This window comes from Mesorhizobium sp. f-mel, assembly GCF_053850215.1.
Window position 1 is genome coordinate 58,291 of record NZ_JBSPTO010000015.1, and the last position, 14,217, is coordinate 72,507.

Sequence of the window (14,217 nt, forward strand, 5' to 3'; positions counted from 1 at the left end):
CATGAATCGCATGGATGGAAAGGTTTGCGTTGTCACGGGTTCGACGCAGGGGTTGGGAGTGGCCATTGCGCGCCGGCTAGCGGAAGCCGGCGCTGCCGGTCTCGTCACGCTCGGCCGCAACGAGGCGAAGGGCCGTGCCGCGGCCGAGGCGATCACGCGCGAAACCGGCGTGCCGGTCCACTTTGTCAAGGCCGATCTCGGCAAAGTCGAGGATTGCCGAGGCGTGATGGCGGAAGCCGAGCGCGTTTACGGCAAGATACATGTGCTGGTGAACGCCGGTGCCCGCACGGACCGTGGCACTATCCTCGATACCTCGCCCGAACTCTTCGACGCCCTGTTCGCCGTCAATGTGCGCGGACCGTATTTCCTCATGCAGGAGGCTATCAGGCACATGATCCGCAATGGCATTGAGGGTGCGATCTGCAACATCGGCTCGATCTCGGAACATGCCGGCCAGCCCTTCATCAACGTCTATTGCGCCACCAAATCGGCGCTGGCAACGCTCACCCGCAACACAGCCTTTTCTGTCATGAAGAACCGCATCCGCGTCAACCAGCTGGATGTCGGCTGGATGGCCTCCGACCACGAGCGGGAGTTACAGGCGAGTGAGACGGGCGATCCCAATTGGGAAGCGAAAGCTGTTGCGAACCTGCCCTTCGGCCGGCTGATCGATCCGGCCGAGGCCGCCCGCACCGTCAACTTCCTCGTTTCGGACGATGCCGGGCTTATGACAGGTTCGGTGGTGGACTACGACCAGACGGTCCTAGGCGCTGCATCCGGCCCGATGGCCGTGCCTGAAAAGGCGATGGCGCTCTAGCATTCCGGCATTGATCGACCCGACGGCGGGCGGACCGCGATAGGCAAGCACGCAGCTTGCCTATCGCTCGGTAACCGTCGGGATGCGGGGATTGACCGCGTTGTTCTGAAGCCTGGCCGCCAAGGCCACGGTCAAAGCCTGGGCAAGACACATGGGAGCCGCCAGCGAACGCGAGAAAGTGTATTCGTGCTCCGGCACGGCGAAGAGAACGCGCGCGCTCTTGGCCAATGGCGACAGCGTGCTGTCCGAGATCGCCACGATGGGTATACCTCTCCCCGCGGCTTCCTCCACAACATTGACGACCTCGTTCGCATAGAAACGGAACGACACCGCAAACAGCAGGTCCGTCTTCCGCATCGCGCGGGCCATATGCGTGGCCAGTCCGCCGCCGGGATCCAGGAGCACGCAGCGCTTACCCAGCATGGTCAGTATATAGCGAAGAAGGTCGACGACCGGTGCCGAGCGAAGTTGTCCGATCAGATAGACGACGTCGGCCTTCTCGAGCAGGCTAACGGCTTCTGCCAGATCCTCGGGTTGGATATCGGTGAGCATCTCCTGCAGGGACGCGATGTCACGGACGACCAAGCCGTGCATCAATCCCATCTCGCTGCGATCCGTCCGCTCCCCAAGTTCCTTCTCCAAAGCTTTAACGCGGGCCTCGAAGCCGGGAGCCGCGGTGGACAATCGTTTCTGGAAGAGGCCCTGCAGGTCCTTGAACCCCTCATATCCCAATGCTTGGGCAAAGCGGACGAAGCTGGACGCGTGAACGCCGCTGCTTTCCCCGATCGAGTTCACCGATCGCACCGCGACGTCATTCGGATTTTGGGTGAGGTACAACGCAATTGTCTGGTACGACTTGCTCATCCCGTCATACCGGTCGTGAATCACGCGGATGAGATCCTCATAGTCCTTGGGAGCCTCGACCTTCTGGTTCACGATGCACATCCTTGCAATTTTTATTGCATGATGGCGTCTTTGAAGGTTTTTGCAATGACCGATTGGTCCTCAAACGCTGGTACTTCGCGCTAGATTGTTGCGGCGATATTCGCAATCAGACGCTCAACCCATCCGGTCCGCACGTCATCGCCGCCCTTTGCCGCACGGGCGGACCAGATGCCTTTCCAGCCTTGCGGTAGCTGCGCTATGTGTGGCTGACCGCAATCCGATCGACGAACAGGAGGCAAAACTAGAGGGAGACAACAGGCACAAGATCGTTCTGCCTACCCTAGGGTAGTCAAAATGAGTGTTGTGGATGTAGCGAAGCTCGATTGGCCGCTTTAGAGGGAAGTTGGCCATAAGTAATTGATATTGAAAGATTTTGGTGGGCCCGGAGGGTGTTTTGAAACACTGCAAACTCAACCACTTAGATATCAGTGGGACTTCGCGGCATCCAAATCAGTTCCAATGTTTTTCGATGTTTTTGTCCCACCTACGGCGCTAGATTCCTCCCGATCAAACGCCTCAACGATATTGACAAGGCGCCGGACATTCGGCGCGAGAACCTAAAGGTGATATGCCTCGCTGGATAACGAATCGATTTGCTATGGATGGGCCCGTGCCGACGCGCCGAACCCGAACCGGGTCGTCCTCGCCACCTCGACGTCGGTGATCTGCGCTACGTGAAATTGCAAACGCGATCTGTAGTGAATGCGCGTCTGCAAGCGTCCACATACCTGTCCGGCGGCGGCACGATCTATACCCTGAGGATAGGGTGACCTCTGCTTGATGCTCATAGACCGCGATCAGCGGGCTGAGGTAGCGTGTCGAAAATGTCCGGGTGTCCGCGTCGATGCCAAGCGCCGCAAGAAGACCTTGATGGCATCGGTGGGACGATGAGTTGGACAAGAGTGTGGAATGCCTCGTTGGCCAGGAATTGACTGCGGGTGGCCTTCCCGCAGTCCCTAGTGAAGTACCAGGCCGACGGGAAGCCTTGATGGAAATTTACGCGTTCCGGGCCAAGCGATCTTACAAGTGCAGCTTCGGGCTGCGCATGCTGGGACTCGCTCTCGGTTTGCTGGTCTGGATTGCGCCGGTCTACGCGCAAGAGGTGCTGCGCATACCCTACGTGGCCGATATCGGCACTTTCGATCCGGACAACGGGTTTGAGACCGGCGCGATAAGCGCAATCAACAACGTCTATGAAGGGCTCGTCGAATACGAGCCGGGTTCGACCAGGATTGTCGGTTTGCTCGCCAGGAACTGGGAAATTTCCGATGACGGGCTGACCTACACGTTCCATCTGGCTCGGGGAGTGAAGTTCTACGACGGTACGCCGTTCAATGCGGCGGCGGTCATAAATTCCTTCGAACGCCGCCGCGATCGTGGACTGAACCTGAGCTACTTCCTGGCGAACGTGAAAGACATGAGGGCGCCTGACGATTCCACGGTCGTGCTCACGCTGGGCCATCCTCAGCCTTCTTTCCTCGACGCCCTTGCGAGTCCCTGGGGACCGAAGGTCATCAGCCCGAAAGCGCTTGCCGAGCATGACAATGGCAATTTCGCGACGACCTGGCTCAATGAGCATGCGGCGGGAACGGGTCCGTTTAAACTGGCCGAATTCAAGCGCGGCCAGCGCTATGTGCTCGAACGCAACGACAACTATTGGGGCGACAAACCGTTCTTCCGGCAGATCCAGATTTCGGTCGTGCCCGATATCAGCCAGCAGATACTTCAATTGCAGGCGGGTGCGATCGATGCCGTGCCGATCAACTATCCGTTCGCGCAACTCACCAGCTTGCCGGAGGGTCTGGAGATCACTGCCGCCCCGAGCATGATACCGTACTTTCTCTTCGTTAAGCCGAACTCTCCGCTCGATGACGCGGAGGTCCGCAAGGCCGTTTTGACAGCGATCAACCCGGCGCTGTGGGTCAGGGATGCCTTTGGAGAATTCGCACGCCTGTCGAGGTCGGTTTATCCGAACGTGATGCTCGACCCGGTGAATCCGATCCGGTTCCCGACCGACATCGAGGCAGCGAAAGCGGCGATCACCAAACATGGCGCGGTCAATTTGGTCATTGGCCTCCATAGCGCGGCCCCGAGCTACGGCCGCATCGCCGACCTGATGATAGCCCAACTGGCGTTGATTGGCGTAGAGGCAACGGCTTACGTACTGCCCTCCGGCGCTGCTTACACCTTGAAGGACGACCCAAACCCTCCCGATTTACTGCTCACGATCGCAGGCCCGGACGCCGCTCATCCGGAGAACCAGGCCAAGGTGTTCTTCACAAAAGACGGTTCCCTCAACTTTTTTGGGCGGGTGCTGCCGCAAGCCGATGCCCTCGTGGACCAGGCCGGACAGTTGACCGACGTCAAAGATCGCGACGCTCTCTACGAGAGAGCGGGGCAAATGTATTTCGATGCCGGCATCGTCATCCCGCTTGTCGATGTCAATGATGTGGTTGTCCACGCCAAGGGTCTGAAGGATCTTGGACTCCGTCCCGTGAACCCACCCGGCAACATCGACTTCGCCACCGTCCGCTGGGGGCGCTGAATTCCGGAACCAGGTCAGGCCCGTCACGCACATGGCTAAGCTTTCGCACCGCATGTCCGAACCCGTGACCGAGTCCCTCCTCACCGTCAAAGACCTCTCAGTCATTCTCAGCCGCGAAGGCCGTCCATCCCGCGTCCTTGATGGCATCAGTTTCGACATATTTCCGACCGAGATCATCGCGCTGGTCGGGGAAAGCGGTTCGGGCAAGACAAGCATCGGGCTGACGCTTCAGGGACTCTTGCCGCGCGAATACCTTCCGCAGATTGCAGGCTCGATCCGGTTAGCGGGCATCGAGCTTGTCGGTGCGGGAAGGCGCACCTGGCAGTCGGCCCGCCGCCACCTCGTCCGCGCCATCTCGCAGGACCCGATGGGCGCGCTCAACCCCACGATGACGATCCGCCGCCAGATGCGAGAATCCAATGGGGGGGCCGAGAGATCGATCGAAGACTGGCTCAACCGAACCGGCCTGCCTGACCCGGACCGCATCGCCGATGCGCTTCCGCATCGCCTGTCCGGGGGGCAGCGTCAGCGCGTGTTAATTGCCATGGCGATGATGGCAAGACCGAAGCTGCTCATCGCCGATGAGCCGACCACCGCGCTCGACGTCACCATGCAAGCGCAGATCCTCGACCTATTGCGAGATCTCGCCCGCGATCAGCAGACGGCAATTCTGTTCGTTACGCACGATCTGAGTGTCGCAGCCTCACTGGCCGACCGCATCCTGGTTCTCTACGCCGGACGCATCGTTGAAATGGGCCACATACAGGACGTGGCCCGCAATGCCGCGCACCCATATTCTGCCGGCCTGCTCGCCGCTCGATTCGATCTGGACTCTGATCGACGGCGCCCGCTTCCCACGCTCCCGTCCGAGCGTACGCCCTCCGTAGATGTTGGGAACGCCTGCGCCTACGCGAGACGCTGCCCGATCGCCCAGCCAGATTGCACGGCAATCCGCCCACCGCTGGAGCCTGCTTCCGTCCACGATGGCGCAGTCGCCTGCCTTCACCACGAACAAACCCCACTTCTCTCAGCGCAGCGCACTGATGCGAAACCATGGCCGGCCCAGGCGATCCAGGAGACCGTCGCCTTGAGGCTGTCCAACGTCGGAAAAACATACCCGACGGGCACCCGATTGTTTTGGGGACGGCGTCAACCGCAGCCCGTTCTTAGGTCGGTGAACCTCTCGATCAAGCTTGGCGAGTGCGTGGCCCTGGTGGGGGAGAGCGGCGCCGGCAAGTCTACCCTTTTGAGGATTGCAGCCGGGCTCGTCGTACCCGATAGCGGCACTGTTACACGCTTCGACAAGCTTCCTGCGCAAGTGGTGTTTCAAGACCCCGTAGCGGCGCTGACGCCGTGGCTCACGATCGGCGAGCAGATCGGCGAGCGCCTGCGGGCCATTTCGCTGGACAGCGACTACCGCCGCCGTCGCGTCGGAGAGGCCATGAAGCTGGTCGGCCTCGATCCGGTCCTGATGGACGCGCTGCCGGCCGAGATGTCGGTCGGGCAGTGCCAGCGCGCCGTTTTGGCTCGCGCGATAATCGTCCCCCCAAAGCTTCTGCTCTGCGATGAGCCGATCAGCGCCATGGACGTGTCGCTGGCGGCCACCACCTTGAACCTTCTTAGCGACCTTCGGCGGCGGCTCGACATGGCGATGCTGTTCGTGACTCACGATCTGGCGGCCGCCAGGATCATCGCCGACCGTATCGCGGTGCTGAAAGACGGCGAGTTGGTTGAGATTGCCGATCCAGATGCCATCATTGCCGCACCACAGTCCGCCTACACGCGGTCTCTCATCGCGGCGATGCCGAGCCTGCAGGCGGGAGGCGGAATATGACCGGTAGGCCAACTCCGGACACGCTGCCTGCGCGGCCTCGGTTCAGCTGGCGCGATTTCTTCCGGCGTGCCGGTTGGCTTGAAAGCGTCGGCATTGTCGGCGTGCCTGTCGTCACCGTTGCGGCCGTGCTGGCGCCATGGATCACGCCGTTCGACCCACAACTACGCATCGCCGGGGCCTACCTGCCGCCTTCGGCAGCGCATTGGTTCGGCACCGACGAGATCGGCCGCGACCTGTTCTCGCGTGTTATTCTCGGCGTTCAATATACGTGGCTGCCAGGGCTTGCCGTTATCGGCTTCAGTCTCACCTTGGGCTCCCTGGTCGGACTGATTTCGGGCCTCGCGGGCGGCAAGGTCGATCTGGTCATCGAGCGGATCGTCGATTTGTTCCTAGTCCTTCCATCAACGGTCATCGCGCTCGCTGTCGTGGCCTCTCTTGGTCCCGGGCTCGTCAACACGATGATCGCGATCGCCGTTTTCTGGTGGCCCTGGTACGCGCGCATATCCCGTGATGAAATTCGTCGCCTCAAGGCCCGCCCTCATGTCGAGGCGGCGCGTATCGCCGGGGTCCGCGGTCCGCGCCTGCTGTCGCGTTACTTGTTGCCGGGAGTGGTCCCGGCCTTGCTCGTCGGGGCGTCACTGGATGTCGCAAACATCATCATGACGCTGTCGTTGATGTCGTTCCTTGGCCTTGGACTGCCTGCACCGGCGCCTGAACTCGGGGCGATGACGTCGCGGAGCCTCGACAGTCTCACCGTCCATTGGTGGCTGCCGATCCTGCCGGCCGCGATCATCTTTCTCCTCTGCCTCCTCGCCAACCTTGCGGGCGACGGCATGCGCGCCGCGCTGAGGGGGGCGTAGATGCTGGCATATCTCACCAAAAGCATCCTCGGCGCCATCGTCGTTCTCTTGGTGATGAGCTTCATCGTTTTCGGTCTTCAAAGCATTATCCCCGCCGATCCAGCGCGAGCCATTGCCGGGCCGAATGCTCCGCGGGAAACGGTCGAAGCGATGCGCGAGCAGCTCGGACTGAACGACCCGGCTGTCGTTCAGTACGGGCGCTTTCTATTGCGCCTCGCGCATGCGGATCTCGGGACGTCGGTAAGGACCCGGCAGCCGGTATCTGACGACATACAGCAATATCTTCCCGCCACGGTTGAACTCGGACTGGCGGCGATCGCTTTGGGAGTGGCGCTCGCCGGCGTCATGGCGGCACTTCAGTTCCTGATTCCGGGATCGGGCGGTATAAGGCTCGTTATGGTGGGGTTAGGCTCCACGCCGATCTTTCTGTCCGCCTTACTTCTCGCCTACTTTTTCTGGTTCCGACTCGATTGGCTTCCGGGAGCGGGTCGGCTTGTCTACCGCGACTTTGCAGGCCCTACAGGACTCAACGTCGTCGACGGAATACTGTTCGGTCGGCCCGAAGTCAGCGTCGACGCGCTGCTGCACATGATCTTGCCGGCGCTTGCACTGGCGTTGCCTATCGGCATTGCGGTCGGGCGAAGCCTGAACGGTGCGCTTCACGAGGTGATGAGGCAGACATACATCCGGACCGCGCGTGGCAAGGGTCTCAGCGAGGCAAAGGTGCTGTTGCGCCACGGTTTGCGCAATGCCGCCACGGCCCCACTGTCCATGCTCAGCCTGCAGGTCCGCCTTCTCTTCGGCAATTTGCTTGTTGTCGAGCGCGTTTTCGGGTGGCCCGGTCTGGGCCTTTACACGGTCCAGGCTTTTGCCAGCGCCGATCTCCCCGCAGTGCTGGGCGTCGCCATCGTTTTCGGAAGCTTGTACATCTTGGCAAACACGCTCATCGAGATCGTGCAGTCAATGGCCGATTCGCGGATCAACCTGTGAAAGCGCTCACTCAGGCGCTTCCTGTCGCGCTGGTGGATGTCTTGGTCGAGTCGCCAGCGCGGATGGGGAGGCTGAAGGTTATGGATGCTCCCCCTGTCTCGACATTTTCTGCCCAAACCCGTCCGCGGTGTGCCTCGACAATCGAGTGGCAGATTGCCAGGCCCATTCCCATTCCATCCGGCTTGGTTGTGTAGAACGCATCAAAAATCCGTTCGGGATTGCTAAGTCCGCGGCCGCTGTCTCGCACTTCGACCTCGACTGTTCCGTCATTCTGACGCCGCGACACAATCCGCAGACTTCGCGCGTCGATGTTGACGTCGTGCATCGCTTCGATGCCGTTGCGCACGATGTTCAGGACGACTTGCTCCATCTGAACGTGATCGGCAGCGGTGGCAGGAAGGCCGGGATCGAGTTGAAGGTCCAGCTTGACGCCGCTCGATGCGAGCCTGTCACCAAGGAGATCACACACTTCGCGGATCACCGCGTTCAGATCTATCGGGTGCGGTTTGGCTTCGGTCTTGCTGAACAGCGCACGGATGCGGGTGATCACCTGTGCCGCCGCGTCGGCGTTTCTGATGATTTTTTGGGCGACACGGCTGGCGTGATTGAAGTTTGGCGGATCGGCGTTCAGCCATCTCTGGAAGGCGCCGGTGTTGGCCACGACTGCCTGGAGGGGCTGGTTGAGTTCGTGGGCAATGGACACCGACAGTTCGGACAGGCTGGCGGCACGCAGGGCGCGCGCGAGCCGTTCGTCCGCCAGACGCAGGGATTCTTGGGCGCGGACCTCATCGTCGATGTCGAAGTTGACGCCGTACCAGCGAAGGATAGTGCCGTCTTCGTCGCGTAGCGGTTCGAACCGCGAATCAATCCAGCGATATTCGCCATCCTTCCGACACAGGCGACCTTTGTGCTGGAGTGGCTCTCCACGGGCAAAGGACTTCTCGAACACGGCCTTGACGGCCGCCCGGTCATCGGGATGGAACAACTCCACGTGCGAGGCGAATTGGCGCGGACCTAGCGGTTGCGCCTTAGCCGAGTCTATGCCCGCCCAGTCGACGAACCGCTTGTTGAAGTAGTACGGCAATCCCGCCGGCGTCATCAGCCAGATCATGGTGGGAACTGTATCGACCAGCAGGCGCAGCTCACGCTCACGCTCCCGCAACGCAGATTCGGCCTTCTTCTGATCGTCGATATCCGCCGTGTGGCCGTACCAGCCGGTTATCCTTCCGTGCTCATCGCGCGAAGCAATGCCGGTGTCGCGAAACCATCGATACGTTCCGTCGAACCGACGCATACGGTGCTCGTCGATCACAGGCTCGCCCGTCTGCAAGCTGTGATGCCATCGCGCCATGCTCGCCTCGACATCGTCCGGATGGACAAACTGTGTCCAATGATAATCATCGCCATCCATGATCCGGCGCATCTCATCGGCTGTCACACCTACATACTCAAGCGCCGCGGGACCGACTAAGCGAAGGCGGCCTTCCGCAGAGGCCGACCATCCGAGGCCCGGAATATCGGCAATGCCGGGTCCGGTATCATGGTAGACCCGGTCATAGAAGCTCATCGTCCTGAAGATCTTTATCACGAACCATAGGGCCAACGCCGCGACGACAAATACCGCCAACCGGAGCTCGCCACCTGTGGCCCGCGATTCCGGCGAAAACAGGATTGCGGATGAAAGCAGACCGGTCGCGGCAACGGCCACCACGCCGGCCTCCCAGCCGATGCAGATGCATATGACAGCGACGCCGACCAGCAGAACGTATGGCTCATTGACGAATAATGCCAGCAAGACGCTCGCAGCGCCGATCGCCAATGCGACGGCGCGGCGTTGTTTTGTTGACGTCAGCTCCATTTCGACCTCTCGAGACCGCCTCTGCGTCCCACTCCCTATCGCGGCCGATATCGGAGTCAGTTACGGAGCGCCAATGCCTGATTATAAGCCGTTCAGCGGCTTTCGACCGGAAGCGACTGCCACACATTGAAGAGATGGGAGATGGACCTTGCGTTCATCTTCTTCATCATGTTGCTCCGATGGAGCTTTACGGTGATCTCGCTGATGCCGAGATCCGATGCAATCTGCTTGTTTATCGCACCGGAGACCACAAGGCTCAGCACTTCCCGCTCGCGGGGCGTAAGGGTCTCATAAAGTGCCACGTTCTTGCGCGATACGGTCGATGCCGCTCTTCGCGCGACGTCGTTGGCGATAGCGGTGGACACCGCGTCAAGGAACGTCTGGTCGCGCACCGGCTTGGTTAGGAAATCCACTGCCCCCGCCTTCATCGCCTGGACGCTCATCGCGATGTCGCCATGACCGGTCAAGAATACGATCGGCGTAAGTATGCCTTTGGTTGCTAGGAGATGCTGAAGATCGAGGCCACTCAGGCCCGGCATTCGCACATCGAGAACGAGGCAGCCTGGGCGGTCCGGCAGTTTTGCATCCAGTAGTTCCTGGCCTGAAGAAAACGACATCGTGTCGATGCCGACCGAATTCAGCAACTCCTCCAACGCATCGCGGACCGTTGCGTCATCGTCGACTAAAATTGCTATGGGACTGTCTGTGATTCCTGAAGTTGCCACGCCCATGACTCTCGCCTCGGGGAGATATGCTGAACACGAATTGGCCGCGTTCACCCAGTCAGTATCAACCGCGCTTCTGTCACCCGTCAATCAGGACCTGAGCCTCACGCGAGGCGGCCGGAGCTCGTTCAGCGACCGATAGCCAGCTATGCCCGCCAATTCGTAGTCTCAACGTCAGGTCTTGCGTACCTGTGTCGCGGCGGACAACGCAACACGACAAAGGGTGATCGGACCTAGCGATTTGAATGGCTGACCTAGACCTCGGTATAGGTGCGTGGACCGTCGGTTCCTGCCCTATGTCATTCACCTTCGGAGCAGGACATCGCCGTCGCGGTGATCGGCTGCTGCGCCCTCAAGCGGGTCCCATTGTCCTGGAACTAGCCATGAAAGCCGCATCCATTCCTTGCTCTCGGCGCCTGCCTAGTCGTGCAGTTCCGTGCGCTGGAGTTTTCGTGGATACCGGGCGTCAGGCGCGCCCTCTGGAAACGCGCGCCGAGCCACGATCACAGCGGATAGAACTGCGGTCCGCCGACGTCACCGCAGCGGGGCGATCTCTACCGTGGTATTGCTCGCCCTCATCCTTGGATCAATCGACTACAGCCGCGCCTTTCACATAGCCTTCTCGATGTGGTTCATCACCGACATCGTGTCGGGCAAAAATGAGGAGCATGCTGTCCCGCATGATGCGTCGGGCTGACGGGGAATATCGTGCTGCCAGCGTTGCGCACGGCTGATGGAAATCAGGCTCTTTGCCGAAAGCGAATTGTTCGACCGAAGCGTCGGAGACCCGCGGCTGTCGGATATGCGAACTACTCCGCGTTCACGAAGCCAAGCACGGGAGATCCAGTTTGCGTCCTTTGAAAGTATCGGTGCTCGTTGGGCTGGCAGCACTGGTCGCGACATTCGTTTGGTTCCGGGGTTGCGACACTCGGATCGCCGCCACGGACATACCCGTTGACGCGGCGGAAGCAGAGAAGGCTTCGATCGCCGGCTATGGCGAGATCAGGATATATCGCGACGCTCGGATCGCCGCAGGAGATGTGCGCGACTGGACGCCGGCAACCGAGCCGGATGGCCTCGATGTCCTCATGATCTCCGGCGGCGGTGCGGGAGGCGCCTTCGGCGTCGGCGTGCTTTCGGCGTGGAGCGAGACCGGGACCCGCCCGCAATTTGATGTAGTCACCGGCGTAAGCACTGGCGCCCTAATCGCGCCATTCGCGTTCCTCGGATCGGCTCATGACGGCACGCTGGTGCATCTCTTTACAAGCGGCGTCGCCGACGATCTTGTCGCAACCAAATTTCCCGTGGGCTTGATCGGATCGAGCTTGCTGAGATCCACGCCAATGAGGCGGATGGTCGAGGAGTTCATCACACAAGCGGTCCTGCAGCAGGTTGCAGCCGAGCATCGCAAAGGCCGCCGCCCCCTGGTCCTCACGACGAATCTCGACACCCAGCGGGCCGTCGTGTGGAACATGGGCGCCATCGCCAACAGCGGCCGATTGGACGCGCTGAAGCTGTTTCAGGACGTCATGATCGCTTCGGCGAGCATTCCGGGCGTTTATCCGGCGGTCATGATCGAAGCCGAGTCAGGAGGGCGTCGCTTCCAGGAAATGCATTCCGATGGAGGGTCGACGTCGCAAGTCTTGATACTTCCGCAGGCAATTCTGGCAAGCACGAACCCTCTCGTGCCGGGGAAACACCAAAGTGTCGATTTTCATGTGATCGTAAACAACGCGCTCATACCGGAATTCGCCACCACGCGGAATCGAACGTTGTCCGTGATCGCGAGGGCATATTCCATCCTCCTCAAGTCACAGACACAGAGCGAACTGGCTATCCTTTACAATTATGCCAAACTGACCGGGGCACGTTTCCACCTTGCGACCATTGACGCTCAAGTGCCCTATTCGATGCTCGATCCTTACAACGCCAGCTATATGCAAGCTGTCTATGACCTCGGATACGCCGGGTTGGCGGCTGGCACCCTTTGGAAAGACAGCCCTGTATTCGCCGACAGGCGCCTGTGATCGGCATCCTCAACGTCAGGCTCTGCTCGGCAGGAGCATGTCCGACATTAAGAAGGCGGATTTCCTGCGCCCAGTAACGCTGTGACCCCAACGCTTCGATATTCTCCGCCAGCACCGCGCTCAGCTGCACTAGACCTTAGCATCGCCCGACAGATGCCTGCGTAGAATAGGCTCCTGCGCGGGACCGCGTCATTCTCATCGCATCGGCCGCCCCCGACATCGATGGCGTGGTGCGGAGCCGGACTGGAGAAGGAGACGAAGATGACAAATGAAGTACCGAGCAAGGGGTTGGAGTGGACCAACCTCGTTCTGGGCGCAGGTCTGGCCTGCGCTGCCTTCGCGTTCACCGAGATGCCCGCCGCGGCTTGGAACGCGGGGATCGTCGGCGCGCTGATTGCCTGCTGCTCCGCCGTGGCGCTCTACCGCTACGGAGCATGGACGGAGTGGTCCAATCTCGGCTTGGGGTGCTGGGGCGTAGCCGCTCCGTTCCTGCTCGGCTTCGGATCGGCGCAGGCGGCGATGTGGACGCACGTCTTGGTTGGGCTTTGCGTAGCGACGATCGCCATCATCCAGCTTTCGAGCGGCCGCAAGGCGCAGATGCTTTCCAGGTCCGACGTCAGATAATTTCATGGAAGGCCAGGCACCAGGGGACGGCGCGCCGAACTGTTTCCACGACCGTCCCCTGGGATGCTTCGGCGAGTTGCGCGTGAAAACCCGCGCCGCAAGCCCGAACCGGCAAGAGAACAGATCATGGACCCCGTGAATTCCGAACCAACACTCGAAGAGATGCTAGACGATCCTATCGTCCAGCATTTGATGCGGCGCGACAACGTCTGCGCCGACGATGTGAGGCGGATCGTTCATGAGGCCCGTGAGGCATATCGGCGTCGAGGCCTGCTCGAACGGGGCACGCCGCTCGACTTTTCGCCAAACGGCCCGATGCTGACGGCAACGATTGCCCTTCTACTTCCGGCTGCGTCGAACGCCGTTCAGGAAAATTTCCACAGCAGAAGCAACTACCTCCCGCGCTTCTTCGTCCGACGGCGGGGGCCGGAGCCCGAGAACGACCTGCAGATGCAGGTTGTCGCGGGTCATGCCTACAAAGTGCCCGGCCAGACGCAAGCAATCGTCCGCCTGGATTTCGCCCCGTTCCCTGGCGGCTTCGAGGACCTCGGCGAGCCGGACCGCGGTCCGTCCTGGCCCCTGTTCGTAGAACGATTTCACGAGATCGGGGAAGCGGTTGGCCTCGGTAACGGCAATTCGGTAGATTCCGATCGAAGTGGGAGACATGTAGGCGTCCATGGAATGCCGGCCGAACGCCGTCAGTGTCGCCCGCAGATCGTGGCCTTCTATTTCCTCGATCACCAAGGGCGACAGCAGATTGTCTGCGCTTTCCTTGACGATAGCGGAGAACAGGCCCTCCTTGTTGCCGAACTCATTGTAAATGTTGCGTTTCGATCCGCCGGCGCGTTCGATGATCGCGTCGATGCTCGTCGCGGCGTAGCCTTGTTCGAAAAAGACCTCGGCAGCCGCTTGAAGAAGAGCCTCCCGGCGGCCGTTGCGCCGTGTGGTCCTTACAGCAGCCATTCATCCACTCCAGTCCATCCCTTGACTGG

At 60.7% G+C, this 14,217-nt stretch carries 12 protein-coding genes; 8 read left to right on the top strand and 4 right to left on the bottom strand.

Going from position 1 to position 14,217, the window contains the following annotated elements:
- Position 1: 1 nt before the first annotated feature.
- Positions 2-817: an SDR family oxidoreductase gene (locus ACWUKX_RS18925; RefSeq protein ID WP_456008384.1), complete on the top strand. Its 816-nt coding sequence runs from the start codon at positions 2-4 to the stop codon at positions 815-817.
- A 60-nt stretch (positions 818-877) separates the two neighbouring features.
- On the opposite strand, the gene ACWUKX_RS18930 is transcribed toward ACWUKX_RS18925, so the two are convergent.
- Entirely contained in the window at positions 878-1,753 is an 876-nt protein-coding gene (locus tag ACWUKX_RS18930; RefSeq protein ID WP_456008385.1) for a MurR/RpiR family transcriptional regulator, read from the bottom strand.
- Positions 1,754-2,750: 997 nt separating this feature from the next.
- On the opposite strand from ACWUKX_RS18930, the gene ACWUKX_RS18935 reads away from it, so the two are divergent.
- Genes ACWUKX_RS18935 through ACWUKX_RS18950 form a run of 4 tightly spaced genes read left to right on the top strand, consistent with a single transcriptional unit; the run spans position 2,751 to position 7,991 of the window.
- The gene (locus ACWUKX_RS18935; protein ID WP_456008386.1) at positions 2,751-4,307 is read left to right on the top strand and encodes an ABC transporter substrate-binding protein; all 1,557 of its coding nucleotides are present in this window, start codon (positions 2,751-2,753) and stop codon (positions 4,305-4,307) included.
- A 31-nt stretch (positions 4,308-4,338) separates the two neighbouring features.
- Entirely contained in the window at positions 4,339-6,141 is a 1,803-nt protein-coding gene (locus ACWUKX_RS18940) for an oligopeptide/dipeptide ABC transporter ATP-binding protein (protein WP_456008387.1), read from the top strand.
- Positions 6,138-7,001, top strand: a complete 864-nt coding sequence (locus tag ACWUKX_RS18945; protein WP_456008388.1) for an ABC transporter permease — start codon at positions 6,138-6,140, stop codon at positions 6,999-7,001. Before ACWUKX_RS18940 ends, ACWUKX_RS18945 begins: the two co-directional genes overlap by 4 nt.
- Positions 7,002-7,991, top strand: coding sequence for an ABC transporter permease (locus ACWUKX_RS18950; RefSeq protein ID WP_456008389.1), 990 nt, complete (start codon positions 7,002-7,004; stop codon positions 7,989-7,991). It abuts the gene before it with no gap.
- Between the two features lie 10 nt (positions 7,992-8,001).
- Here the strand turns inward: ACWUKX_RS18950 and ACWUKX_RS18955 are convergent, their stop codons facing one another.
- The gene (locus ACWUKX_RS18955; RefSeq protein ID WP_456008390.1) at positions 8,002-9,849 is read right to left on the bottom strand and encodes a PAS domain-containing sensor histidine kinase; all 1,848 of its coding nucleotides are present in this window, start codon (positions 9,847-9,849) and stop codon (positions 8,002-8,004) included.
- Positions 9,850-9,941: 92 nt separating this feature from the next.
- Positions 9,942-10,580: a response regulator transcription factor gene (locus tag ACWUKX_RS18960; protein ID WP_456008391.1), complete on the bottom strand. Its 639-nt coding sequence runs from the start codon at positions 10,578-10,580 to the stop codon at positions 9,942-9,944.
- Positions 10,581-11,133: 553 nt separating this feature from the next.
- On the opposite strand from ACWUKX_RS18960, the gene ACWUKX_RS18965 reads away from it, so the two are divergent.
- The 3 genes from ACWUKX_RS18965 (at position 11,134) to ACWUKX_RS18975 (ending at position 13,225) form a co-directional block, all read left to right on the top strand.
- Entirely contained in the window at positions 11,134-11,271 is a 138-nt protein-coding gene (locus tag ACWUKX_RS18965; protein WP_192357996.1) for a hypothetical protein, read from the top strand.
- Between the two features lie 151 nt (positions 11,272-11,422).
- On the top strand, positions 11,423-12,601 hold the full coding sequence (locus ACWUKX_RS18970) for a patatin-like phospholipase family protein (protein WP_456008392.1): 1,179 nt from the start codon (positions 11,423-11,425) through the stop codon (positions 12,599-12,601).
- Between the two features lie 261 nt (positions 12,602-12,862).
- The gene (locus tag ACWUKX_RS18975; protein ID WP_456008393.1) at positions 12,863-13,225 is read left to right on the top strand and encodes an SPW repeat protein; all 363 of its coding nucleotides are present in this window, start codon (positions 12,863-12,865) and stop codon (positions 13,223-13,225) included.
- 339 nt (positions 13,226-13,564) lie between these two features.
- On the opposite strand, the gene ACWUKX_RS18980 is transcribed toward ACWUKX_RS18975, so the two are convergent.
- Positions 13,565-14,188 carry a TetR/AcrR family transcriptional regulator C-terminal domain-containing protein gene (locus ACWUKX_RS18980; protein WP_456008394.1) on the bottom strand — a complete coding sequence of 208 codons (624 nt, stop codon included), beginning with the start codon at positions 14,186-14,188 and terminating at the stop codon, positions 13,565-13,567.
- Positions 14,189-14,217 lie beyond the last annotated feature (29 nt).

Coding starts and splice junctions, on each gene's coding strand:
- ACWUKX_RS18925 (WP_456008384.1), top strand. CDS start 2: ATGAATCGCATGGATGGAAAGGTTTGCGTTGTCACGGGTTCGACGCAG.
- ACWUKX_RS18980 (WP_456008394.1), bottom strand. CDS start 14,188: ATGGCTGCTGTAAGGACCACACGGCGCAACGGCCGCCGGGAGGCTCTT.
- ACWUKX_RS18960 (WP_456008391.1), bottom strand. CDS start 10,580: ATGGGCGTGGCAACTTCAGGAATCACAGACAGTCCCATAGCAATTTTA.
- ACWUKX_RS18935 (WP_456008386.1), top strand. CDS start 2,751: ATGGAAATTTACGCGTTCCGGGCCAAGCGATCTTACAAGTGCAGCTTC.
- ACWUKX_RS18940 (WP_456008387.1), top strand. CDS start 4,339: ATGGCTAAGCTTTCGCACCGCATGTCCGAACCCGTGACCGAGTCCCTC.
- ACWUKX_RS18955 (WP_456008390.1), bottom strand. CDS start 9,849: ATGGAGCTGACGTCAACAAAACAACGCCGCGCCGTCGCATTGGCGATC.
- ACWUKX_RS18975 (WP_456008393.1), top strand. CDS start 12,863: ATGACAAATGAAGTACCGAGCAAGGGGTTGGAGTGGACCAACCTCGTT.
- ACWUKX_RS18950 (WP_456008389.1), top strand. CDS start 7,002: ATGCTGGCATATCTCACCAAAAGCATCCTCGGCGCCATCGTCGTTCTC.
- ACWUKX_RS18945 (WP_456008388.1), top strand. CDS start 6,138: ATGACCGGTAGGCCAACTCCGGACACGCTGCCTGCGCGGCCTCGGTTC.